Origin of the sequence: Serratia sp. BW106, from assembly GCF_002607755.1 — a bacterium.
In the GTDB taxonomy this organism is placed as follows: Bacteria; Pseudomonadota; Gammaproteobacteria; order Enterobacterales; family Enterobacteriaceae; genus Serratia; species Serratia proteamaculans.
The window spans coordinates 40,019-64,362 of the sequence record NZ_MCGS01000045.1; the positions used below are offsets into that span (position 1 = coordinate 40,019).

At 53.8% G+C, this 24,344-nt stretch carries 21 protein-coding genes, 1 other RNA gene and 1 pseudogene; 14 read left to right on the top strand and 9 right to left on the bottom strand.

All coding sequences use genetic code 11. The features are described 5' to 3' along the window. The first annotated feature begins 117 nt into the window (after positions 1-117). Together priC and rsmS are read left to right on the top strand one after the other, a co-directional pair. Positions 118-654, top strand: coding sequence for a primosomal replication protein PriC (priC, locus tag BEI65_RS23790; RefSeq protein WP_099065362.1), 537 nt, complete (start codon positions 118-120; stop codon positions 652-654). Between the two features lie 106 nt (positions 655-760). Continuing rightward, positions 761-940, top strand: coding sequence for a pleiotropic regulatory protein RsmS (rsmS, locus tag BEI65_RS23795; RefSeq protein ID WP_099065363.1), 180 nt, complete (start codon positions 761-763; stop codon positions 938-940). Positions 941-979: 39 nt separating this feature from the next. Here rsmS and mscK read toward each other — a convergent pair whose 3' ends face one another. The 3 genes from mscK to acrR all read right to left on the bottom strand — a co-directional run bounded on the left by mscK (position 980) and on the right by acrR (position 5,529). Then, positions 980-4,372, bottom strand: a complete 3,393-nt coding sequence (gene mscK / locus BEI65_RS23800) for a mechanosensitive channel MscK (RefSeq protein WP_099065364.1) — start codon at positions 4,370-4,372, stop codon at positions 980-982. A gap of 102 nt (positions 4,373-4,474) precedes the next feature. Further along, positions 4,475-4,834 carry a DsrE/DsrF/TusD sulfur relay family protein gene (locus BEI65_RS23805; RefSeq protein ID WP_099065365.1) on the bottom strand — a complete coding sequence of 120 codons (360 nt, stop codon included), beginning with the start codon at positions 4,832-4,834 and terminating at the stop codon, positions 4,475-4,477. A gap of 11 nt (positions 4,835-4,845) precedes the next feature. Further along, positions 4,846-5,529, bottom strand: coding sequence for a multidrug efflux transporter transcriptional repressor AcrR (acrR, locus tag BEI65_RS23810; RefSeq protein WP_099065366.1), 684 nt, complete (start codon positions 5,527-5,529; stop codon positions 4,846-4,848). 142 nt (positions 5,530-5,671) lie between these two features. On the opposite strand from acrR, the gene sdeX reads away from it, so the two are divergent. The 4 genes from sdeX to ykgO all read left to right on the top strand — a co-directional run bounded on the left by sdeX (position 5,672) and on the right by ykgO (position 10,760). Continuing rightward, a complete protein-coding gene (sdeX, locus tag BEI65_RS23815) occupies positions 5,672-6,859 on the top strand; it encodes a multidrug efflux RND transporter periplasmic adaptor subunit SdeX (protein WP_099065367.1) in 1,188 nt (395 codons plus the stop codon). 17 nt (positions 6,860-6,876) lie between these two features. After that, on the top strand, positions 6,877-10,023 hold the full coding sequence (gene sdeY, locus BEI65_RS23820; protein ID WP_099065368.1) for a multidrug efflux RND transporter permease subunit SdeY: 3,147 nt from the start codon (positions 6,877-6,879) through the stop codon (positions 10,021-10,023). A 326-nt stretch (positions 10,024-10,349) separates the two neighbouring features. Beyond that, complete coding sequence (locus BEI65_RS23825; RefSeq protein ID WP_099065369.1) at positions 10,350-10,607, top strand: type B 50S ribosomal protein L31; 258 nt, start codon at positions 10,350-10,352, stop codon at positions 10,605-10,607. Between the two features lie 12 nt (positions 10,608-10,619). After that, the gene (gene ykgO, locus BEI65_RS23830; RefSeq protein ID WP_085115485.1) at positions 10,620-10,760 is read left to right on the top strand and encodes a type B 50S ribosomal protein L36; all 141 of its coding nucleotides are present in this window, start codon (positions 10,620-10,622) and stop codon (positions 10,758-10,760) included. Between the two features lie 117 nt (positions 10,761-10,877). Here ykgO and BEI65_RS23835 read toward each other — a convergent pair whose 3' ends face one another. The 3 genes from BEI65_RS23835 to BEI65_RS23845 are packed head-to-tail and all read right to left on the bottom strand — an operon-like array spanning position 10,878 to position 13,349. After that, positions 10,878-11,756 (bottom strand): metal ABC transporter substrate-binding protein, encoded by an 879-nt coding sequence (locus BEI65_RS23835; RefSeq protein WP_099065370.1) that lies wholly within the window; start codon positions 11,754-11,756, stop codon positions 10,878-10,880. Between the two features lie 25 nt (positions 11,757-11,781). Beyond that, on the bottom strand, positions 11,782-12,639 hold the full coding sequence (locus BEI65_RS23840) for a metal ABC transporter permease (RefSeq protein WP_099065371.1): 858 nt from the start codon (positions 12,637-12,639) through the stop codon (positions 11,782-11,784). Further along, complete coding sequence (locus BEI65_RS23845) at positions 12,636-13,349, bottom strand: metal ABC transporter ATP-binding protein (RefSeq protein WP_099065372.1); 714 nt, start codon at positions 13,347-13,349, stop codon at positions 12,636-12,638. Before BEI65_RS23845 ends, BEI65_RS23840 begins: the two co-directional genes overlap by 4 nt. A gap of 448 nt (positions 13,350-13,797) precedes the next feature. Here BEI65_RS23845 and BEI65_RS23850 point away from each other — a divergent pair, with 448 nt between their 5' ends. The 3 genes from BEI65_RS23850 to BEI65_RS23860 all read left to right on the top strand — a co-directional run bounded on the left by BEI65_RS23850 (position 13,798) and on the right by BEI65_RS23860 (position 14,941). Continuing rightward, positions 13,798-14,151: a hypothetical protein gene (locus tag BEI65_RS23850; protein ID WP_232519151.1), complete on the top strand. Its 354-nt coding sequence runs from the start codon at positions 13,798-13,800 to the stop codon at positions 14,149-14,151. A gap of 162 nt (positions 14,152-14,313) precedes the next feature. Further along, positions 14,314-14,682 (top strand): Hha toxicity modulator TomB, encoded by a 369-nt coding sequence (gene tomB, locus BEI65_RS23855; RefSeq protein WP_099065374.1) that lies wholly within the window; start codon positions 14,314-14,316, stop codon positions 14,680-14,682. A 55-nt stretch (positions 14,683-14,737) separates the two neighbouring features. Further along, the gene (locus tag BEI65_RS23860) at positions 14,738-14,941 is read left to right on the top strand and encodes an HHA domain-containing protein (RefSeq protein ID WP_012005558.1); all 204 of its coding nucleotides are present in this window, start codon (positions 14,738-14,740) and stop codon (positions 14,939-14,941) included. 79 nt (positions 14,942-15,020) lie between these two features. On the opposite strand, the gene BEI65_RS23865 is transcribed toward BEI65_RS23860, so the two are convergent. Then, on the bottom strand, positions 15,021-15,950 hold the full coding sequence (locus BEI65_RS23865) for a LysR family transcriptional regulator (RefSeq protein WP_099065375.1): 930 nt from the start codon (positions 15,948-15,950) through the stop codon (positions 15,021-15,023). A 137-nt stretch (positions 15,951-16,087) separates the two neighbouring features. On the opposite strand from BEI65_RS23865, the gene BEI65_RS23870 reads away from it, so the two are divergent. The 3 genes and pseudogenes from BEI65_RS23870 (at position 16,088) to BEI65_RS23880 (ending at position 21,832) form a co-directional block, all read left to right on the top strand. Then, entirely contained in the window at positions 16,088-17,875 is a 1,788-nt protein-coding gene (locus BEI65_RS23870; protein WP_099065376.1) for an adenine deaminase, read from the top strand. Between the two features lie 164 nt (positions 17,876-18,039). Next, complete coding sequence (locus BEI65_RS23875; protein WP_099065377.1) at positions 18,040-19,383, top strand: NCS2 family permease; 1,344 nt, start codon at positions 18,040-18,042, stop codon at positions 19,381-19,383. Positions 19,384-19,855: 472 nt separating this feature from the next. After that, positions 19,856-21,832, top strand: a pseudogene (locus tag BEI65_RS23880) (alkyl/aryl-sulfatase). A gap of 263 nt (positions 21,833-22,095) precedes the next feature. Here BEI65_RS23880 and ffs read toward each other — a convergent pair. Further along, positions 22,096-22,192: signal recognition particle sRNA small type (ffs, locus tag BEI65_RS23885), an RNA gene on the bottom strand. 158 nt (positions 22,193-22,350) lie between these two features. Between ffs and BEI65_RS23890 the strand changes: the two genes are divergently transcribed. After that, complete coding sequence (locus BEI65_RS23890; RefSeq protein ID WP_099065378.1) at positions 22,351-22,665, top strand: MGMT family protein; 315 nt, start codon at positions 22,351-22,353, stop codon at positions 22,663-22,665. A gap of 65 nt (positions 22,666-22,730) precedes the next feature. Here the strand turns inward: BEI65_RS23890 and BEI65_RS23895 are convergent, their stop codons facing one another. Then, a complete protein-coding gene (locus tag BEI65_RS23895; protein WP_099065379.1) occupies positions 22,731-23,222 on the bottom strand; it encodes a YbaY family lipoprotein in 492 nt (163 codons plus the stop codon). 230 nt (positions 23,223-23,452) lie between these two features. Between BEI65_RS23895 and tesB the strand changes: the two genes are divergently transcribed. Next, positions 23,453-24,316 (top strand): acyl-CoA thioesterase II, encoded by an 864-nt coding sequence (tesB, locus tag BEI65_RS23900; RefSeq protein WP_099065380.1) that lies wholly within the window; start codon positions 23,453-23,455, stop codon positions 24,314-24,316. Positions 24,317-24,344 lie beyond the last annotated feature (28 nt).

Genomic DNA, 24,344 nt, shown 5'->3' on the forward strand with positions numbered 1-24,344 from the left:
CTTTATCATCGGCCTCCCCTGCGCCACCAGCCGCAACGGCCGGAATATGTGCACAGCGCTTGTTTCACAGCGTGATCGAAGGCAAGCTGAGCCCAATATCATCGTCATGGAGCCAACGTGAGCACTCAGCGTCTTTTACAAGTGTTAGAACAGCAGATCACCGTGTTAGCCGGTGAAATCACGCCGCAAGGCGACGCCCCGATCCCTCAGGCACGCTTTGACGCTGCGTTATTTTCCAACCGTGGTACCCGGCTGCGCGATTACCTGACAGAAGTACAAAAGAACTTTGCCCAGTTGCAAACTGCAGCCAACGATAGCCGCACTACCCAGGTGGCCTTTCTGGCCGAGAGACTGGTGGCGCAAATCACCGCCCTGCAGCGCGAATTGGCGACCCAGGCGTTGCGTCGGAAAAATCAGCCCAAGCAAGTGACGGCCGTAGATTTGTATCACAAGCTGGCTGAACATCAGGATTATGAACGTCGGATCATTTCGATGATCCAGGATCGGGAAAGTCTGTTAGGCAGGCAGACCACGCTGGCGGCGCAGCAAAAACTGCAGCATGAGCTGGCGGCGCTGGAAGGTCGACTGATGCGTTGCCGTCAGGCGCTGGCCCGTATTGAGCGCAGTATCGAACGTAAAGAAAACGGTTTTTGAATATTTATCACAATATTTTAATGATTATTCCCCTCCGCGGATCTTGTTCACTATACTCAGCCGAAGCGAAGCATCACTCATTCATCTCAATTTAAACGTGGGTTTTATGTCTCTGGAAAATGCCTCAGCAGAATTGCAACTGGCGGTAGATCTGATTTATCTGCTGGAATGTAATGAGATCGATCCGGTTACCGCGCTGGCGGCGCTGGATATTGTCAAACGGGACTATCAGGAAAAATTGCAACGCAACGGTGTGACCTCCCCTTACCTGCCTGTCGACCAGTAAAAAGGGTTCAGCCTGCGCTGAACCCTTATCCTTATCCCATTAGCCTGCCGACATACCGCCTTCATCCGGTGATAGCGTCCGTTTCACTTCCTGCACCTCATTGCCCTGCTGATTGTGCAAGTACACCTCAAGCTGGTTAAAGGCGATGTTGATATCGTTCTCGCGGCACAGGCGTTCGATCGAGCGGTTCAGTTCGTCAACGGTATAGCTACGGTCACGCAACTCACGCACGTAAAGGCGCAGTTCGTGATCCAGCGTGCTGGCGCCGAAATTCAGGAAGAACACCTGCGGCTCAGGATCGGTCATCACCCGCGGGTTATCACGCGCTGCCTGCAGCAACACCGCTTTCACCTTGTCCAGATCGGAGCCGTAGGCCACGCCAACCTTGATCAATACGCGGGTGATGGTGTCTGACAGCGACCAGTTAATCAGCCGCTCGGTGACAAACGCCTTGTTCGGGATGATCACCTCTTTGCGGTCAAAGTCGGTGATGGTGGTGGCGCGAATACGAATTTTACTGACCGAGCCGGAGAAAGTGCCAATAGTAATGGTATCGCCGATGCGGATCGGCCGTTCAAACAGGATAATCAGGCCGGAGACAAAGTTGGCGAAAATCTCCTGCAGTCCGAAGCCCAGCCCCACGGTCAAACCGGCGGCCAGCCATTGCAGCTTATCCCAGGATACGCCCAGCGATCCGAGCGCGGTCACTGCACCCACGGTGGTGATCAGATAGGTCAGTATGGTGGTGATGGCGTAAGAGGTGCCCTGCCGCAACTGCAACCGCGACAGCACAACCACCTCCAGTAAGCCCGGCAGGTTGCGCGTCATGACGTAGGCGACAATAACCGCAGCAATCGCCACCATCATGTTGCCCAACGTCACCGCCTGCGCCACGCTGCTGCCGGCGACGGTGCTGGTGTAATGCCACAGCGTGATGCTGTCCAGATACGAAATCACCGTCACCAGATCGGACCAAATGGCATAGAAGGCGCTGGCAAAGATAATAAACAGGGCCATGGTGGTCAGACGCAGCGACTGCTGGTTGATCTGATCAAGCGCCAAAGGTGGCTCTTCGACCGGTTCCAGCCCTTCGGCCCCCTCTTTTTCTTTCGCCAGGCTTTGGCGACGGGCCAGCGCACGACGATAGGCCAAACGCCGCGCCGCCACGCTCAGGCCGCGAATAGCCGTCAGATAAACAATGTTCCACAGGAAGAACAGATACAGGCTGTCGATCCAGCGACCGGCCAGCCGCAGCGTGGTGTAGAAGTAACCGGCAAACATCAGCCCCAGCAGGATCAGCGGCGTGGCGGCAATCGCGGTAACAATCACCAATCGCACTGCGTGCGAGCCTTTCTCACGCCAGCTGTCACGGCACATCGGGAACACCAGTACGGCCAGCAGCGCCAACGTCAGCATCACCACCACCTGACCGATGACATCCTCCACCAGCCGCAGCGGCGCTTTCTCGCCCAATACCGACCAGAAGATCAACGGCAGCAGCGCCAAGCCCAGACGCACCGTCTGCCGGCGGTAGTGTGCACAAAGCTCAGGAGTGAAATTGAAGTGCCGCTCGCAAACGCCCCCCACCGCCAGGGTGCGATAGGTGAAACCGAAAATCAGCCAAAACAGCGCCAATTGTTGCGACAGCGCCCAAATAAAGTCACTGAGGCCAATTTCAGCACGATAGCACCAGAAACCGGCACCCAGCAGCAACGCTGAGCCTGGCAATACCTTCAGCAAGGTCAGTATGATGGCCTTTGGCGTGTGCAGTTGGCCATCACGCTTTAACTGCCCAACATCGTTGGCCAGTTTCTGCAAATGGCTGTCGATCAACTTGTAGCGCCAGCGCAGCAGGCCGAGCAACAGCAGCAACGGGATCAGGATGACCAGTGAATTCAGCCCGCCCTGCACCATTTTGCCGATGTCTAATTTGAAGTCGAGAGTGGCAATCTGATCCCTGAGCGCGCCCGGCAAAGCTTTCAGCCACGCCAGATCAACCGGCTTGTTGCTGTTGACCCAGAAAATCTGCTGAGTCAGCGTATCCCGTAGCGAGCTGTTAACGCTGGTCAGCTGCTGTTGGTTGATCTGCAGACTGATCGACTGTGCCAACTGATTACTCAGCTGTTTGTTTAACTGATCCAGCAATTCACGTCGCATATCGACGATTTCGCTCAAAGCATCAAGCACGTCCGTGCTGGCTTTTTCTTTACTGTCGGCAACCAGCTTATTGATGTAGTCGTCACCTTTGAACAGGTCGTCGCGCTGTTGATTGATATCAAACTGTTCCAGACGCAGATCGGCGATGCGCGTGCCCATGTCCGCCACCAGCGTGCCCTGCGGCAGGCTTTGCTGTTGCTGATACAAAATGCGCGACAGCACCAGACTGCCTTTCAGCACCTGGATTTGTTCTTTCAAATTGCGTTCCGCCTGCAGGCCGCGATCGAGCCAGTTCTTCACCCGAATATTCTGCTGGAACAACACGTTGCTCTCTTCGGTGGCGGCAATCAGCCGCTGGCTGAGCTGGCGGTTAACGTCCAGCTCTTTACTGACCAACTGATCGTGCTGGATATCCGTGGCGTCTTCCGGGTTCTGTGCCTCTTTGGCGGTTTTTTCCGACAGCGTCAGGCGCTTGCTGTTGACCACCTCTTGCAGCAACTGCACGTTGTGGTCCAGCGCATCAATGTGCCCGGTGGTGTAATCACGCTGCTTTTGCAGCAGATCCTGCAAAGTGGTGTTAGCCTCCAGGCTCTTGCGCTGCAGGTCAATTTGCGCATTGAGCAGCGTCTGTTCGGTCGCCAGCATCACTAACTGGCTGTCGCGCAGTGAGTTTTGGCCCGGTGTCTGATCGTTGATCTGGTTGCGGATCTCCTGCAGGCGCTGCGAAGCGGTATACATGCTGCTCTGTACCCGCTCCGGCTGGGTCTGCAGCGAAACCAGTTGGCTGTTATAAGTCGACAGGTTTTCCTGTGCGGTTTGCAGATCGTCGAGTGTCTGATAAAGCCGGGTTTCCAACTGACGCAGGGAAAGCGGCAGCAGTTCTGCCCTGGCGGCTGCGCTGTCGACCGGCGTCTTCAACGCATCCAGATCGGCGGTGACCTGACGCAGTTTCCCCGGAGCCAACTGCAACTGCTGCTTAAGCTGAGCGCCGTCCTGTTTGGTGCGTTCGATGGCATCCAGCAGCTCAAGCGTGCGGGTCAAATCTTGTTGGGTGAGTTTATTGACCGGCGTCAGCGTCTTTTGCTTGTTCAGCGCTTCAAGCTGGCTTTGGATTTCGCTGCGTGACGGCAGATCACCATTCAGGGACGCATAGGCCGCAGGTTGGCAGACCGCGCAAACCGCGATCAGTAAAAACAGGGCAAGGGCGCGGGAGAGGCCCACACCGAAGAACGAGGGTAACGCCAGAAAAGAACGTTTAGCTAACCTGCGATGCATGATTTGGCTTCGAATCAATAAAGAAGCGTCAAGATTATCACGATCGCAGATAGCCACAGAATAAGAAAAGCGTTGCTGGTGATGTACAGAGAGATCGCGGGATCAGAACGTCAGCACTTTCCCGGTCGCCAGCGTCCACTGCGCCAACTCTACCAGAGTACCAATCTCCACCCCATCCGCCAGCGGCAGTTGACTGATGCCACGCGCGTCGGCGCAGGTCTTGCACAGTTTTACCGGCACCTGTTGCGCAGTGAGAATTTCCAGCATCTGCTGCAAATGATAACCCTCTCGCGGCTGTTGCCCGGCCAGACCGGCGACGACCGCGTCAGACATCAGAAACAGTTTCAGGTCGAGATCGCTTTGCTGCTCTTTCAGGGTAATCGCCAGACGCAAGGCGTTAAACAGGGATTCGTGACCATAGGCGGCGCCATTGGCAATCAACACAACGGAGGACGATGACATGGTATTACTCCTTATAAAGGATGACTTTCGACACTGCGCGGCTGCGCGGCCAGCTCTTCCGGCCTGAGCCGCAACGTGGGACTGAATTGGGCCATTTCGAGGAAAGAATCGATCAACACCGGCGCTTCGGCTTTCAGATCAAAGCTCTCCGGCATAAACAGCCAGTTTTCCATCAGGCCGGTAATATAGGCATGCATAATGATTGCCGAGCGACGGGTATGTAAATCAGCGGGCAATTGGCCATGGGCTATACAGTCGCGCAGGACCGACTCAATACGTTCGTAACCTGCCAGGTACAAGACTTTACGCGCTTCATGCAGCGGCATCATCTCACCAACGAATTCGCACTTGTGAAAAACGATTTCCATCAGGGCTCGCCGACGGCTGTCATCGACCGTAGCCGTCAGAATGTAAATCAGAATTTCTCGTAAAATACGCAGTGGATTCTCGGGGTACTTTGCCTGATACTCTAGTTCGAGATCGCCAATTTTTGACTCTGATAATTCCCAAACTTCGTTAAACAGGTCTACCTTGTTCTTGAAGTGCCAATAAATTGCACCACGCGTAACTCCGGCAGCCGTGGCAATATCTGTCAGTGAGGTTGCAGAAACGCCACGTTCAGAAAATTCTTGCACCGCAGCATCAAGTATGTGCTGTCGAGTTTCTAGCGCCTGCTGTTTGGTTTTTCGTGCCATGGCGTTGTTTTTTCGGGGGAGTGTGATTTACATACATTCGCGTATGTATGTACCATAGCACGCACATATAATTAACGCAGCAATGGGTTTTAAAGCTTGTGATCCATTGATCATTTTGAAATCGGACACTTGAGGTTTTTCTATGAACAAAAACAGAGGGTTAACGCCTCTGGCGGCAGTTCTGATGCTTTCAGGCAGCTTAATGCTTACAGGATGTAACGATAAAGAAACCCAACAGCAAGGCGCCCAACCACCGGCTCCCGAAGTGGGTGTAGTGACGTTGAAGGCCGAGCCTCTCAATATGACTACCGATCTTCCTGGCCGTACAGCTGCGTATCGTATCGCCGAAGTTCGCCCTCAGGTCAGCGGTATTATCCTGAAACGCAACTTTGTTGAAGGCAGTGATATCAAGGCAGGGTCTTCCCTGTATCAGATCGATCCTGCTACCTATCAGGCAAGCTATGACAGCGCCAAAGGCGACCTGGCCAGATCCCAGGCAAGTGCCTCGATCGCGCGCGTCACGGTAAACCGCTACAAACCATTGCTGGGTACCAGCTACATCAGTAAACAGGATTACGATACTGCTGTCTCCACGCTGCAACAGGCAGAAGCCGCAGTAGTGGCCTCTAAAGCCGCAGTGGAAACCGCACGCATCAACCTGGCTTACACCAAAGTGACTTCACCGATCTCCGGACGCATCGGCAAATCTGCCGTGACTGAAGGCGCGCTGGTTACCAACGGCCAGACTACTGCCCTGTCCACCGTGCAGCAGTTGGATCCGATGTACGTCGACGTGACTCAGTCGAGCAACGATTTCCTGCGCCTGAAACAAGAACTGGCCAGCGGTGCGCTGAAACAGGAAAACGGCAAGGCCAAGGTGACACTGCTGCTGGAAAACGGCACGCAGTACGCTCAGGAAGGTACGCTGGAGTTCTCTGACGTCACCGTTGATGAAACTACCGGTTCCATCACTATTCGTGCGGTATTCCCTAACCCGAACGATACGCTGTTGCCGGGCATGTTCGTTCGCGCCCGTCTGGACGAAGGCGTGCGTAGCGATGCCTTGCTGGTGCCGCAACAGGGTGTGACACGTAACCCGCGTGGTGAAGCTACCGCATTGGTGGTGGGTGCTGACGACAAAGTCGAATTGCGCACGCTGAAAGCGGATCTGGCTATTGGCGACAAATGGCTGGTTACCGACGGCTTGAAAACCGGCGACCGCGTGATTGTCACCGGCCTGATGAAAGCCCACCCAGGCGCTCAGGTAAAAGTGCAGGAAGTTGACACTCAGGCGCAAAAGCAGCCGCAGTCTGAAGCGCAGAAGTCATAAAAAGGAGCCGGTAAGACATGGCTAAGTTCTTTATAGATCGCCCTATTTTCGCCTGGGTAATCGCCATCATCGTCATGTTGGCGGGTGTGCTGTCAATAATGAAACTGCCGATTGCGCAGTATCCAACTATTGCACCACCGGCGGTAAGTATTTCCGCAAACTATCCGGGCGCAGATGCTAAAACGGTGCAGGATACCGTCACTCAGATTATCGAACAGAACATGAACGGTATCGATAATCTGATGTACATGTCCTCCACCAGTGACTCCTCTGGTAGCGTCACCATTACACTGACCTTTAACTCCGGCACTGACCCAGACATCGCTCAGGTTCAGGTCCAGAACAAACTGTCATTGGCTACGCCGTTACTGCCGCAAGAAGTGCAGCAACAGGGCCTGAAAGTTGAAAAGTCCAGCAGCAGCTTCCTTATGGTGGCCGGCTTCATTTCCGATGACCCGAGCATGACTCAGGACGATATCGCGGACTATGTGGCCTCCAACATCAAGGACCCGATCAGCCGTTCATCCGGTGTGGGTGAGGTGCAACTGTTTGGTGCCCAGTACGCAATGCGTGTCTGGCTGGATCCGAACAAGCTGAATAATTTCCAGTTGACCACGACGGACGTGACGTCCGCCATCACCGAGCAGAACAACCAGATCGCCGCAGGGCAATTGGGTGGGATGCCACCGGTACCGGGTCAGCAACTTAACGCCTCAATCATCGCGCAGACCCGTCTGACCTCGCCTGAAGAGTTCGGCAAGATCCTGCTGAAGGTGAATGCGGACGGTTCTCAGGTTCGCCTGAGCGACGTGGCTCATATTGAGCGCGGTGCTGAAAGCTATGCGGTAACCGCACGTTATAACGGTAAACCGGCAGCGGGTCTGGGTATCAAACTGGCGACCGGCGCCAACGCCCTGAACACCGCGCAAGGGGTTAAAGACGCGCTGACCAAGATGCAACCATTCTTCCCGCAAGGGATGAAAGTGGTTTATCCGTACGACACCACCCCGTTCGTTAAGATCTCGATTAACGAAGTGGTGAAAACGCTGATCGAAGCCATCATCCTGGTATTCCTGGTGATGTATTTGTTCCTGCAGAACTTCCGCGCAACCTTGATCCCAACCATTGCGGTGCCGGTAGTGTTGCTGGGGACCTTTGCCATTCTGGCGGCCTTCGGCTTCTCGATAAACACCCTGACGATGTTCGGCATGGTGCTGGCGATAGGCTTGTTGGTGGATGATGCCATCGTGGTGGTGGAAAACGTCGAGCGTGTGATGTCCGAAGAGGGACTGCCGCCGAAAGAAGCCACCAAGAAATCGATGGAACAGATCCAGGGTGCGCTGGTCGGTATTGCCATGGTGCTGTCAGCGGTATTCGTACCGATGGCGTTCTTCGGCGGCTCGACCGGTGCCATCTATCGTCAGTTCTCCATCACCATCGTTTCCGCGATGGCGCTGTCGGTACTGGTGGCGTTGATTCTGACGCCGGCGCTGTGCGCCACCATGCTCAAACCAGTGAAAAAAGGCGACCACGGGGTTAAAACCGGCTTCTTCGGTTGGTTTAACCGCATGTTCGAAAAGAGCACCCACCACTACACCGACAGCGTAGCCAATATTCTGCGCAGTACCGGTCGTTATCTGGTGATCTACCTGCTGATCGTTGTCGGCATGGCGCTGTTGTTCCTGCGCTTGCCTTCCTCGTTCCTGCCGGACGAAGACCAGGGCATTTTGCTGACCATGGTGCAGTTGCCTGCGGGGGCTACCGAAGCTCGTACCTCTAAGGTTCTGGAAGAAGTCACCGACTACTTCATGACCAAAGAAAAAGACAACGTGGTTTCGGTGTTTACCGTTGCGGGCTTCGGCTTTAACGGTAATGGCCAGAACAACGGCCTGTCGTTCGTCAGCCTGAAAGACTGGTCTGAGCGTAAAGGCGAAGAGAATAAAGTGCCGGCGATCGCAGGCCGTGCAATGGGCGCGTTCTCGAAGATTAAAGACGGCATGGTATTCCCGTTCAACCTGCCGGCGATTATCGAATTGGGTACCGCGACCGGTTTTGACTTCCAGCTGATCGACCAGGGTGGCCTGGGGCATGAAAAACTGACCGATGCACGTAACCAGTTGCTGGGCATGGCTGCCAAGCATCCGGACTTGCTGGTGGGCATGCGCCCTAACGGTCTGGAAGATACGCCGCAGTTCAAGCTGATTATCGACCAGGAAAAAGCCAAGGCGCTGGGTGTTAGCATTACCACCATTAACAGCACGCTGAGCACCGCGTTGGGTGGCTCGTACGTTAACGACTTCATCGACCGCGGCCGTGTGAAGAAAGTGTACGTGCAGGCTGATGCGCCGTTCCGTATGTTGCCGGAAGACATCAATAAATGGTTTGTCCGCGGCACCAGCGGCCAGATGGTTCCGTTCTCCTCCTTCGCCTCGGCGAAATGGGAATACGGCTCACCACGTCTGGAACGTTATAACGGTCTGCCTTCGATGGAAATTCTGGGCCAGGCAACGCCAGGCAAGAGTACCGGTGAAGCCATGAACCTGATGGAAGAACTGGCCTCCAAGCTGCCAAGCGGCATTGGTTACGACTGGACCGGTATGTCCTATCAGGAACGTCTGTCCGGTAACCAGGCTCCAGCACTGTATGCCATCTCGATTCTGGTGGTATTCCTGTGTCTGGCAGCATTGTACGAGAGCTGGTCAATTCCGTTCTCGGTCATGCTGGTTCTGCCACTGGGGGTTATCGGTGCGTTATTGGCGGCCACCATGCGCGGCCTTAACAACGACGTTTACTTCCAGGTGGGGCTGTTGACCACCATCGGCCTGTCGGCGAAGAACGCCATATTGATTGTGGAATTCGCCAAGGACCTGATGGATAAAGAAGGCAAGGGTCTGATCGAAGCCACGTTGGAAGCGGTGCGTATGCGTCTGCGTCCAATTCTGATGACTTCTCTGGCATTCATCCTCGGGGTTCTGCCGCTGGTTATCAGCAGCGGTGCAGGCTCCGGCGCACAGAACGCGGTAGGTACCGGCGTTATGGGCGGGATGATTACCGCGACCGTATTGGCCATCTTCTTCGTACCGGTCTTCTTTGTGGTGGTTCGCCGCCGCTTCAGTAAGAAGTCTGACGATGTAGAACACAGCCATCCGGTTGATCATCACTGATAACTCAGTGACTGCTTCTCCCTGAATACAAAGGCCGCTTATGCGGCCTTTAACTTATCGACAAACACCCGAAAAACGTGGTTTTCGGATGTTTGGGCTAAACCAGAGACAGCATCCTTTGGTTCTGGCAGCTATCAAGTCGTTGCTTTAACCCCAAGTAACTTCGTCAGTAATCTTAGGCCGCTTATGCGGCCTTTTTCTTTGGCTTCAGCGGCTTAATACAAACCACTCTCATTAATTCCTCTGCAGATGCATTTTGTACTTGATCCGCCCTGCCGTGCGGCGCATAATTATTGTTATAGTATAACATTACATTGGAGTGCATCATGAAAGCAGGCATCCATCCTGACTACCGTACCGTGGTGTTCCACGATCTGAGTGCCGATACCTACTTTAAAGTGGGATCGACCATTAAGACCGATCGCACCATTGAGCTTGAAGGTGAGAACTGGCCGTATGTCACGCTCGACATCTCTTCCGCTTCGCATCCGTATTACACCGGCAAGCAGAAAGATTTCTCAAAAGAAGGCAGCACGGCGCGCTTCCAGCAGCGTTTTGGTCGCTTCTTTACTGGCAATAAGTAACAGGGGATCTACATGCAGGTTTTGAGTTCATTGCGTTCGGCGAAGAAACGCCATCCGGATTGCAAGATCGTGCGCCGTAAAGGCCGTATCTATGTGATCTGTAAAGCTAACCCACGCTTCAAAGCGGTACAGGGACGTAAGAAAAAGCGTTAAGTAAAGAGCATTGCCATCTGTCTGTCGCAAAGCCCCGTTGCTGCTCAACGGGGCTTTTTTTATGGAGAAACTGAAACGCCCACAGTGGCCCCATCATGATGACAGGGCCGCTACGGTTTACTTCATGCTACCCAGCAAGGTATCGACATTGTGTTTGAATGCCTGCACATAGCTGGCCGCCGGTCCTTGCGGTTTGGACAACGCCTCTGGGTACAGTTCACCGCCGGCTTTAGCACCGGTAGCCGCGGCAATTTGCTTCACCAGGCGCGGATCGGTTTGGTTCTCAATAAAGTAAGCATTAACCTTCTCCTGCTTGATCTGTTTGATCAGCCCAGCCACGTCGCTGGCACTCGCCTCAGCCTCGGTAGAGAAGCCGACCGGGGAAAGGAAGGTGACGCCATATTCTTGTCCAAAGTAGCCAAAAGCATCGTGGCTGGTCAGCACCTTACGTTTTTGCTGTGGCACTGCGGCAAACTGCGTTTTGGCCCACAGATCCAACTTCTGCAGCTGCTGGATATACTCGGCACCCCGCTGGCGGAAATAGTTGGCATCTTCAGGGTCGGCGACAATCAGCGCGTTCATCACGTTGGTGGCGTACTGCACGCCATTCTTCATGCTATTCCAGGCATGGGGATCGGTGATTTCTTTGCCGTCGTCGTTCATCTGACGCGAGTTAACCCCTTGCGAAGCGGTAATAACCGGCCCTTTGTAACCCGACGCACTGACCAGGCGATCGATCCATCCTTCCAGCCCCAGGCCGCTAACGAACACCACATCAGCCTGCGACAACAACTTACTGTCTTTCGGTGAAGGCTCGAAGCTGTGGGGATCGCCATCCGGCCCTACCAGCGTAGAGACATTGACATGTTCTCCCCCCACCTGCTTGACGATATCGCCGAGGATGGAAAAACTGGCGACGGCATCCACGGTCTTGGCCATGGCCAATGGGCTGGACAGCAGAGCAGCGACCGCCAGCGATAAAGGTAAACGTTTCATACTTTCTCCTTGCATATAGCACTTCTCAACGGCGCGCCAGGGAATAAATCCCCCCACGCGTCCCAAACAAAATTGATACAAAGAAGATCACGCTCGCGCTGAGCACAATTGCCGGGCCGGCGGGCAACGAAGCGTAGTACGACCACTCCAGCCCGATCAGGCTGGACAGCATGCCGATGCCCATAGCCACCGCCAGCGTTTGCGGCAGATTACGCGCCCAGAAACGTGCGCTGGCGGCCGGCAGCATCATCAGCCCGACCGACATCAGGGTGCCGAGAATTTGAAAACCGGCGACCAGATTGATTACCACCAACGCCAGAAACAACCCGTGTATTACCGCCAGCCAGCGCGGCGCACCGACACGTAAAAAAATGGCGTCGAAAGATTCAATCACCAGGGCACGGTACAGTGCGGCCAACGCCAGGAGAGAAAAACTGGTTATCGCCCCCACCATCACAATGGCGTGTGTATCCACCGCCAGAATCGAGCCAAACAACACATGCAGCAAATCAACGCTGGAACCGCGCAGCGAAACCAGGGTCACTCCCAGCGCCAGCGAACCCAGATAAAAACCGGCGAAACTGGCGTCTTCTTTCAGCGGCGTCCGGCGACTGACCAGCCCAGATAACATCGCTACCGCCAGCCCGGCGATAAAGCCGCCGACGCCCATTGCCACCATCGACATGCCGGAGATCAGATAGCCTATCGCGGCACCAGGCAGCACCGCATGGGACAGCGCATCACCCACCAGGCTCATGCGGCGTAACAACAGAAAAACCCCCAGCGGCGCAGCACTGAGCGACAGTGCAAAACAGGCAACCAGCGCACGGCGCATGAAACCGAAAGAGGCAAAGGGATCGATGAGGGGCTCAAGCAGCATCATTGCGCCACCTCCCTACGGCACAGCGGCGGGTTGGCAATATTCAACGCGGGAATGTGGTCCAGCACCCGATCGGCGGCTCCCCAGTGGCAGCACTGCGGCGTCAATAACAAGGCCTGCGGAAAATGCCTCTCTACCATCGACATGTCATGGAGCACAGCAATCACCGTCTTCCCCTGTTTATGCAACTGAGCGATCACTTGCAACAATAACTGGGTGGTCGCGCTGTCGATGCCGGTAAAGGGTTCATCCAATAAAATCAGCGGTGCCTGCTGGACCAGCAGGCGGGCAAACAGCACCCGTTGCAGTTGGCCGCCGGAAAGCTCACCGACCGGACTGTGGGCCATTGAGGTCATACCGACGGCAGCCAACGCCTCGGCAATCTGCTGCGCTGCGCGCTTGCTCAGTCCACCGAACATCCCCATCTGCAGCCAACTGCCCATCGCTACCAGATCGCTCACCACGATCGGGAACTGGCGATCCAACTCGGCCTGCTGCGGTAAATAAGCCATTCGGGGCGGTTTATTACCGCTGAAAGACAGCTTGCCACTTTGCAGCGGTAAAAGTCCGGCCAAAGCTTTCAACAACGTGGACTTGCCCGCACCATTCACGCCGACCACCGCCGTCAGAGAACCCGCGGCAAAGTGACCGTTGAGTGGGGGAAAAAGGGGCTCCCCGCCGTAGCCCAGGACGGCCTGCTGCAGAGTGATCATGGCAGTGCTACCGCCCAGTGAATGCCCAGCCAGAGTAGGACCAGTAGCATCACGGCGATACCGCAGCGCAACCCTGCAGAGGCGGTGAACAATGAGTTTAATGACGGTACAGCGTCATCTTGAGGTGTCGGTGTCAGTTTCATGGCCAAACGAAAGGAGATTTAAATGTTATAATATAACATCACAAACACTTCAATGACTCAAGCCTCTGCCCCAACGATTAATGCAACTGAACGTAACAATGCACGTCATGCTTCACTGACTATTCCCCGGCTTCAGAACGCTGGCACTACCCCGTTGGAGATAGACTGAGAAATATCAGGGTTATTAATCAGTAAACAACGTTGAGATAGGGTAAAAAAGCCGGTAACAAACGAAAAGTTTACCGACGAATGGATAAAAAAGGAGTAAGATTAATAGATAGGATCGCGATATGGTCAGGCATTAAATGCAAGTAACTCTTCGCTGCGACACAATGACGGAAGCACTTTCTGTTAAAAAACTAAAGAAAGTGATTAACGAAAAAATATCAGAGTTGGCACCGGCATTGACCAGTGGCCTGAGTTTTTATTCTGAAAGCGCGCGTTATGCTGAAGGTTCATTAGAAATACTTGATATTCAAGAAATGAGCAACGGCCATTATTCAATGAGTTACCGCTATAAATGGACAATTTTCAATGCCTGTCTGGATATCAGCGCCGAGGAATACATCAGCGATAGTGTCACATTTAGCCTGGCCGAAGCAGGGCTCATCTTTGACATCATTGATAACTCCCGTCCATCTACCGCAGATGAATTGTAAGTTTACGTAATAACAGCAGGCCAGATGCGGAGAAATGATTTATATTCATTATACAGAAAGTTTATTTTATCATCATCATTAAGCTACCTCTGGCCATGATGTAAATCAGCTTACTCACAGAGTGTTATCAACACCGAAATTAAGACTTACGGAGGGGATGATATGGATGAGTATTCGCCTAAAAGGCACGATATTGCTCAGCTGAAATTCTTGTGTGAAAACCTGTATGATGAAGGCATTGCCACGCTGGGCGACAGCCACCACGGCTGGGTGAACGATCCGACGTCTTCCGTCAACCTCCAGCTTAATGAGTTGATAGAACATATTGCTTCGTTTGTGATGAGTTATAAAATTAAATACATGGACGAAAGTGATTTATCGGAACTGGTCGGAGAGTATCTCGATGATACCTACACGCTGTTCAGCAGTTACGGTATCAATGATTCCGATCTGCGTCGCTGGCAAAAGACCAAGGCGCGATTATTCAGAATGTTCTCAGGAGAGGACATCTGTACGACAATGAAAACTTAGGGGATAATTATCCCCAATTTATTCCATTCTACGGTTTATAACACCAAAGGCTATCATGACTAAAATTGATTATCTGATGCGTTTACGTAAATGCACCACAATTGAGACACTGGAACGCGTTATTGAAAAAAACAAGTACGAGCTTTCAGATGACGAGCTGGAGCTGTTTTACTCTGCAGCCGACCACCGCCTTGCCGAGCTCACCATGAATAAGCTGTACGATAAAATCCCAACGGCCGTTTGGAAATTCGTAAGATAATTCCGACTAAACTGCGTTGAGCCGATACATTCGTCGGCCTCAATGTTTATCCTGCCCCCGTATTTATCTCATTGACTTACTACACTTTCATTCGCTGCTGAAAATCCTGCAATAGCAATTGGAAACAATCTTCAATTAACGCCGGATGGTTCCGATGCGCGCTGCGCATTAACGCCACGGTGCGGCTAAGCATGGGTTGCTGCAGTTGAACCACGGTTAATTCATCATCATTCAAATGGGTAGTATAAAGTTGCGGTAAAATAGCCACCGCTAATTTCGAACGCACCAAACCATATAACGTCTCCAGAAAATCAACCTGGTAGCGTGCGGTTAAATTCAGACGATGACTTTCCGCCAATGCCAATACCAACCGACTGATATTCCCCTTGGAAAAAACCGCGATATCTCTCCGGGTTAATTGTCGCCATGGCAGATGGTGAGATTCAGCCATCGGATCGTCACGGCGCATCACTACCACGAACGGGTCCTCTTGCAGCGGATATATTTCCAGTGACTCCGGTACCGAACTGTCGAGCGCACCAATGCCAAAATCAATCAGGCCGTTCTCTAATTGTAATAACAACGAGTCATTGGTTTGATCGTGAAATTCTATGCGCAAGCGCGGAAAATTCGCCGCCAGCAATTGCGGCACGGCAGGAAATAACAGCCCGCTGACCGAAGGCACCAGCCCGATACGCAAAGTGCCGTCTCCGCCCGCCAGCATAATACGTTGCATATCGTCAAAAGCCACCTGTGCCACATTCAGCAGCCGTTCAGCATGCGGCAAGATAGCGGCGCCCTGCTCCGTCAGCGTCACCGCAGAGGCGGTACGGTTCACCAGTTTGCCACCCAGCACCGACTCTATCTGCCGCAATGCGCTACTCAACGCGGGTTGACTGATCGCCAGACGGTTCGCGGTGTCGGTAAAATGCCGAAGCTGCGCCAGAGTGACGAAATATTGGATCTGCTTAAGAGAAAGCGCCGGCAATCGGCGCCAGGGTTCAGACATATCAGCTTTCCGTCCGCTAAAAAGTAAACGTTTGCGACAGCATAAACGTTTCTTATCAGGCGATAAATTAAATCATCTGTGCAAAGCCTGCCGGGGCCCCTAGAGTAACAACCCTGTCATCATGCCGGGTAATTACCATGACCACTCATTGCATCAGCACGGGCGAACGCCAGCGTGCGGTGAAGGCCGCACTGGGCCAACTTCCTTTTGATTTGCTGCTGACTAACGCCGCGTTGATTGACATGGCAACCGGTGAAGTCCGGAGCGCCGATGTCGGCATCGTTGGTGCACTGATCGCCAGCGTTCATCCCTGTGGTGCCCTGAACGAAGCCCTGCAGACGCAGGACCTGGCCGGTGCCTATCTGAGCCCCGGACTGATCGACACCCACGTCCATGTTGAAAGTTCACACCTGCCACCGGAACGCTATGCCGAGATCGTCGTCGCTCAAGGCACCACCACCATTTTCTGGGATCCGCACGAACTGGCCAACGTACTCGGCGTAGCCGGCGTGCGCTATGCGGTAGACGCCAGCCGTGGCTTGCCACTCAGAGTGATCTGTGCCGCGCCCTCGAGCGTCCCCTCCACGCCGGGACTGGAAATGTCCGGTGCCGATTTTGCCGGTCAGGAAATGGAAACCATGTTGGCCTGGCCGGAAGTCGGCGGCGTCGCCGAGGTAATGGACATGCACGGCGTGTTGAACGGCAGCGAACGCATGCTGGAGATCCTCAATGCCGGGCTGAACAGCGGCAAGTTGATCGAAGGCCACGCACGCGGCCTGAGCGGTGCCGATCTGCAGGCTTATCTGGCGGCGGGAGTCACCTCTGACCATGAACTGACCTCCGGAGCCGATGCGCTGGAGAAATTACGCGCCGGTCTGACGCTGGAGATCAGAGGTTCCCACCCTTACCTGCTGCCGGAAATCGTCGCAGCACTGAAAACACTGCCGCACCTGTCATCACAAATCACCGTCTGCACCGACGATGTCCCCCCAGACATGCTGCTGGAAAAAGGCGGGATTGTGGCGTTACTCAATATGCTGATCGAACAGGGGCTGCCGGCGACTGACGTGCTGCGCATGGCCACGCTCAATGCCGCCATCCGCTTGCAACGCAACGATCTTGGGCTGATTGCCGCAGGTCGCATCGCCGATCTGGTGGTGTTTGATTCGCTGACTCAACTTAATGCACAGCAGGTCTACGTCGCCGGGAAACTGGTGGCACAGCAAGGCAAAATGCTGGCACCGCTCAGCGCTAACCCGAACGTGACGGCTCCGCGCGATACCCTGCAGTTGCAACCCCTGGTCGCCGGGGATTTCGTATTGAAGGTGCCGGCTATCTGCCACGGCAAAGCCACTCTGCGCCACATTAAGGGCGCACGCTTTACCCAGTGGAACGAGACTACGGTCGAGGTGCGTAATGGCGAAGTGCAGATCCCGCCAGGCTTCAGCCTGATCTGGGTGCAACACCGTCATGGCCGTCACCAGGCCACACCACAACTGGCGCTACTGGAAGGTTGGGGTGAACTCCGGGGCGCTATCGCTACCAGCTACTCACATGACTCGCACAACCTGGTGGTGTTAGGCCGGGATGCCGCAGACATGGCGCTGGCCGCCAACGCCCTGATTGCCAGTGGCGGAGGTATGGCTTTAAGCCAAAACGGGGCCATCCTGGCGCAGGTGGCAATGCCAATAGCCGGTATGCTTTCCGACCTGCCCGCCGCCGAACTGGCACGACAGTTTAAAAACCTGCGCGATCTGAGCGCACGAATCGCCGACTGGGAACCGCCCTACCGGGTTTTCAAGGCCATTGAAGGCACCTGCCTGGCGTGCAACGCCGGGCCGCACCTGACCGATCTCGGCCTGACCGACGGCACAACGCGCCAGATTGTCGATCCGCTGATCGCCTGCTGGGAAACCCCGGTATAAAAATAATCATAATAACAATATATACCCAATGGATTTCACGTTGCGGCTAGGCAGGCCAGCTCACTCATCCCCAGGCGCTTACTCAAGTAAGTTACTGGGGTGAGTGAGTGCCGCCAACAACGCTGCGGCTTGAAATATGACGGGTAGCGACGGAGATAATTGATATGGCTGATAATTCAGCGTCGGTTCCTACACCAGGGAGCTGGCTGCAACGGCGTTTTCAACTGCATGCGCGGCAAAGTAATGTCAAAACCGAATGTCTGGCCGGTATCACCGGTTTTCTGGCGGCGGCCTACCTGCTGGTGGTGATCCCCGGATTGCTGGCTGTCGGCGGTATGGATAAGGGCGCAGCCACTACCGGTACCATTCTGGTGTTTGTGCTGGGGACCTTGCTGATGGCGTTTTACGGCAACCTGCCGTTTATCGTCGGGCCGGGTATTGGTGGTTCGGTGCTGGTCGGCGTCACGTTGGCGGGCAGCGAAGGCATCAGTTGGCAGATTGGTCTGGGCATCGCCTGCTGGTCCGGCATTTTGTTTTTCGCCCTGACCCGGCTCGGGCTGCGCGAGGTGGTGACCCGCTCGGTGCCGCAATCGATCAAGCTGGGGCTGACGGCCTCTATCGGGCTGTTTGTAGCAATACTGGGTTTCCGCAATGCCGGACTGGTGCTGGCCAACGCTAAATCCAATGCATTGATGCTGGGTGATTTCACCGCACCCGGTGCGTTGATCGCCCTGTGCGGCCTGTTTTTGGCGATTGCCTTGCAAGCCCGACGCATTCCCGGCGCTATTTTATGGGCGATCCTGTTTGCGACTCTGGTGGGTATCCCGTTCGGCGTTACCCACCTGCCGGACAGCCTGATGGCAATGCCGCATTCATTGGCCCCGGTGCTCGGCCATGTTGATCTGATCGGTGCACTGAATATCGCCTTTCTGCCTTATTTGTTCGTCTTTTTCGCCTCGGAGTTTTTCTCCACCATGGGCACTACGCTGGCCGTGGGTGGTGAAGCCGGGCTGCTGGACGAACACGGCAATATGCCACACATCAACCGCCCCTTTATGGTGGACTCTATCGCTGCTGCGCTGGGCCCTATAGTCGGTATTCCTGCCGCCACCGCGCTGATCGAATCCTCTGCGGCGGCCGAAGCCGGAGGTAAAACCGGGTTAACCGCATTGGCGGCCGCGGTAATGTTTTTACTGATGCTGCTGTTCACACCGATTGCCCTGATGATCCCGAAAGAAGCCACTGCCCCGGCGCTGATCCTGATCGGCCTGAATATGTTTAGCGGACTGCGCAAAGTTGATTTAGCCAACTTCACCGACGGCCTGCCGGTGCTGATGATGGTCATGATCACGCTGATCGCCAACAGCTTCGGTACCGGCATCGCCGGCGGGCTGCTGTTCTACATCATTATCAAAGTGATTGCTGGCAAATGGCGTGAAGTGCCGGTCGGCCTCTATTTTCTGGCGATCCCACTGGCATACTATTTCGCCACCCTGGTAAGGCATTAATCTGCAAGTGTTGCGCTGATAACATGTCGGCGCAACACTTCAGTCATTCGATAACAAACACAAATCACAATATTTCACGATAAAACCTCCACTCACCAAATCCTCTGCTATGATTTACTCTCCGCTATTTTAAATTATCCAACCACAAAGTATAAACTTTTTCATAAATATCACCCAGAAAACACCGCCACCATTACTTAATTAAAAAATCAATAAAAACAAATATATAAACACACCGCCAACGTCTGAAGCCCACTATTTAACCGTCAAAAAAATGGATGTGATTGCTGTTTTATATTAACAATATCGACTTCGGATAATTTCTATTTAGTCTGATTCCGGTGATTTAATATTTTTTATTTAAACTTGCTCAATACCAATCTTCTATTACATTTAGTATTTGAGTTACAACTCGTTACAACGGAAGTAAAAGCTACCTAACTTCGCCATCTAAAATCCAGCGAGGATTCCAATGAAATTAACACCCATCATGAGAGGGTTAGCGTTAGCGGGAGTGCTAACTACCTTCGCAATTCCATCCTGGGCAGAGGTTGCACCGAAAGAAGCGGCCCCCGCAACCAAACAAGCCAATGATGCACTGTACGATCAGCTCCCCTTCTCAGATAACACCGATTTTGCCAACGCACATAAAGGTTTCATAGCTGCCTTGCCAACCGAAATTATCAAAGGTGAGCAAGGTAATGTCATTTGGAACCCACAGCAGTATTCCTTCATCAAGGAAGGCGAAAAAACGCCGGATACCGTAAACCCGAGCCTGTGGCGTCAGTCGCAGTTGATTAACATCAGCGGCCTGTTTGAGGTCACAGATGGTGTTTACCAGATCCGTAACCTGGATCTGTCCAACATGACCATCATTGAGGGCAAAGAGGGTGTGACTGTGGTTGACCCTCTGGTTTCAGCCGAAACCGCCAAAGTGGGCATGGATCTCTATTTTAAAAACCGAGGGAAAAAACCGGTTGTCGCTGTTATCTACACTCATAGCCACGTTGACCACTACGGTGGCGTACGAGGTGTGGTCGATGAAGCTGATGTAAAGTCGGGTAAAGTGAAAGTTTATGCGCCCGCCGGCTTTATGGAAGCGGCCGTGGCAGAAAATATCATGGCGGGTAACGTCATGAGTCGCCGCGCCAGCTACATGTACGGCAACCTGTTGAAACCAGAAACCAAAGGTCAGGTTGGTGCAGGCCTGGGTACCACCACGTCGGCAGGTACCGTCACCCTGATTGCCCCAACCAACATCATTGAGAAAGATGGTCAAAAAGAGGTCATCGACGGCCTTACTTATGATTTCATGCTGGCGCCAGGCTCTGAAGCACCATCAGAAATGCTGTGGTTTATCGAAGAGAAGAAACTCATCGAAGCGGCAGAAGATGTGACCCATACGCTGCATAATACTTATTCCCTGCGTGGCGCAAAAATTCGTGAGCCGCTCCCTTGGTCAAAATATATCAACGAAGCGATAGTTCGCTGGGGCGACAAAGCGGAAATCATTATGGCTCAGCACCACTGGCCAACCTAGGGCAACGAAAACGTCGTTAACCTTCTCAAGAGCCAGCGTGATCTTTACCGCTATATTAACGACCAGACTCTGAGAATGGCGAATGAAGGCCTGACCCGTGATGAAATAGCGGCGAAGTTCAAACTGCCGGACAGCCTGGCGAAAACCTGGGCCAACCGAGGTTATTACGGTTCTGTAAGTCATGATGTCAAAGCAACTTATGTGCTCTATCTCGGCTGGTTTGACGGCAATCCGGCCACGCTGGATGAACTGCCGCCGGAAGAGGCCGCGAAGAAATTTGTCGATTACATGGGCGGTGCCGATGCGATCCTCAATAAAGCCAAAACCGACTTTGATCAGGGCAATTACCGTTGGGTTGCTCAGGTCGTCAGCAAAATAGTCTTTGCCGATCCGAACAATCAGGATGCACGCAATCTTGAGGCTGATGCGCTGGAACAACTGGGCTATCAGGCTGAATCTGGCCCATGGCGTAATTTCTATCTCACCGGTGCTCAGGAGCTACGTAACGGCGTGGTGAAAGGGCCAACCCCGAATACCGCCAGCCCAGATACCGTGCGGGCGATGACGCCTGAGATGTTCTTTGACTTCCTGGCTGTACATATCAACGGTGAAAAAGCAGGCAAGGCCAAAGCCGTGTTTAACATTGATCTGGGCAGCGATGGCGGCAAGTACAAGCTGGAACTGGAAAATGGAGTACTCAACCACACCGCCAATGCCGAAGCTAAAGATGCCGATGCCACTCTCACGCTTAACCGCGACACCTTGAATAAAATTATCCTCAAGGAAGAAACGCTAAAACAGGCGGAGGATAAGGGAGAAGTGAAGGTGACGGGTAACGCTGCAAAAATGGACGAAATGTTAGGCTATATGGATAACTTTGAATTCTGGTTCAATATTGTGACTCCGTAACCCCAATACCCTGCGGCTTTCTACGTCGCAGGGTAAATCCGGCCAATACCAACGGTTCGCATATTGCCCTGTCGCCCTGCCACATTTAAAACCCTCCGACAGCCCATCGTCTCTTTCTGGCATCATGAAATTCGCCGGCATGCTGCCCTTGCGCTTTGCTTTTAGCCTGCAGTGGGTAATTTAAGGATTTAGTTTTATCGAGGGATAGCAAATGTTTTGGGGGGGACGAGCCGAGATTGCTCAGTGACTGAAATTGGTGGAGGCCCTGCCAGCTACATCCCGGCACACACGTCACCTGCTGCGGCTGCTTCCTTCCGGATCTGACCGAGTTCACAAGTTAGTGTTGCGGGAGAACCAACAGGGCCCCCATTGACGGCTTCACATGACTGCGAAGCGGTGGCTAGTATCGGTGATGGCCAACCAAATAGCAAGCCAACCGGGGCCAACCGCTGTTTTCTTACCCACCTTGGCTGTGGCACACTTCCCTTATTGGTTTTTGCTGCAGCAGGAAAACAGAAATGGAACCAGAAGACGCCTCATTCAGCCAGCGCGTGTTCCACGTGGTGGCCGCCATTCCCTATGGCAAGGTCACGACCTATGGCGAAATAGCGAAACTGGCCGGTTCACCGCGCGCCGCGCGTCAGGTCGGTGGCGTATTAAGGCGCCTGCCGGAAGGCAGCAGCCTGCCCTGGCATCGGGTGATTAACCGGCACGGACAAATTTCGCAGCAGGGGGAGGACTTCCAACGCCAGCGGCAGGCATTGCTTGAAGAAGGGATTATCTTCGGTACGCACAGCACGGTTGACCTGTTGGTTTATGGTTGGCGCTGGTAACAACAAAACAGCCTTTGGCCGGAGCGCAAAGGCTGTTAAGGGTTTACTGCTTAAGGGTTACCGGCTTAAGGCATGGTCGCCGGGGCGGCCTGAACGGCAACGCCCTGCACCGGAACCATCACCAGATCGGCACGGGTGCCGTTACGGTTCACCACTTCCTGGATAGTGTCGGTAATAAAGGTCATCTGACCATTTACCGTAATTGCCGCACTCAGGATAATGCGTGCATTAGGCTGAATATCGGCCGGATTGTACGGCAGGACAAAATTAAACGGCGCCTGCTTGCCCTCGGTGCGAACCGCACGCTGGGCGATCACTTTAGACGGAGCATCCGCCAACGAGGCATCAGAGAGCGTGACGGTCAGTACCGCATCCGGTGGCAGCGCAATGCGCTGGCGAATGTTAACCGAACCAGTCACCGCCGGGCCCTGAATCTGCGTTTGCGCAATCGCCGGGTTTCCCGCTGTCGGAACAGGCACGTCCGCACTCTTTTGGGCACAACCCGCCAGGGTAACGGTTAACGCTGCTGCTCCACCTACGATTTGCCAGAGTTTCATGGATCGGTCTCCTTTTTTATTATCAACACGTTGGTGGCTTTCACCACCGCACCTATTAAACTTAGCACAAAACACTGAAAAATCCATTTAGTCCTGCCTATTAATCACTTACCCCTCTAATAACGCTCAGCATTCAGTCAATTTTCTCTGTGCCATAACGCAATATATTGACGGCTTGCCGTGATATTCCGCACACTGCGCAAAATGATTATTAAAAGGGTAGTAACTTTATGAGCCAGGCACTGAAAAACCTCCTCGATCTGCTGGATCTGGAGAAAATTGAAGAAGGGCTGTACCGCGGGCAAAGTGAAGATCTGGGGTTACGCCAGGTATTCGGTGGTCAGGTGGTGGGTCAGGCGCTGTATGCCGCCAAACAATCGGTACCGGCGGAGCGCAGCGTTCACTCGTTCCACAGCTATTTTCTGCGTCCGGGTGACAGCAGCAAGCCGATTGTTTATGACGTGGAAATCCTGCGTGACGGCAACAGCTTTAGTGCCCGACGCGTCAGTGCCATTCAGCACGGCAAACCCATTTTCTATATGACCGCGTCCTTCCAAAGCCCGGAAGAAGGTTTTGAACATCAGAACACCATGCCGGACGTGCCACCGCCAGAAGGTCTGATGTCTGAGTCAGACATTGCCCAGAAGCTGTCGCATATGCTGCCGGACAAAGTACGTGAGAAGTTTATCGGCCAGAAGCCGATTGAGATGCGTCCGGTCAAATTCCACAATCCGCTGAAAGGCAGTGTGGAAGATCCGCACCGCTACGTGTGGTTCCGCGCCAACGGTACCATGCCGGACGATCTGCGCATCCATCAATATTTGCTGGGTTATGCGTCTGATTTCAACTTCCTGCCGACGGCGTTGCAACCCCACGGCGTCGGTTTCCTGGAGCCCGGCATGCAAGTAGCCACCATCGATCACTCAATGTGGTTCCACCGCCCATTCCGCATGGATGACTGGCTGTTGTACGTGGTGGAAAGCACTTCCGCTTCCGGTGCCCGTGGATTTGTACGCGGCCAATTCTATACCCGTGAAGGCGTACTGGTTGCCACCACGGTACAGGAAGGCGTTATCCGCCAGCGCGAAGCCTAAACGCCAACCAAATAAATATCCTCCGGCA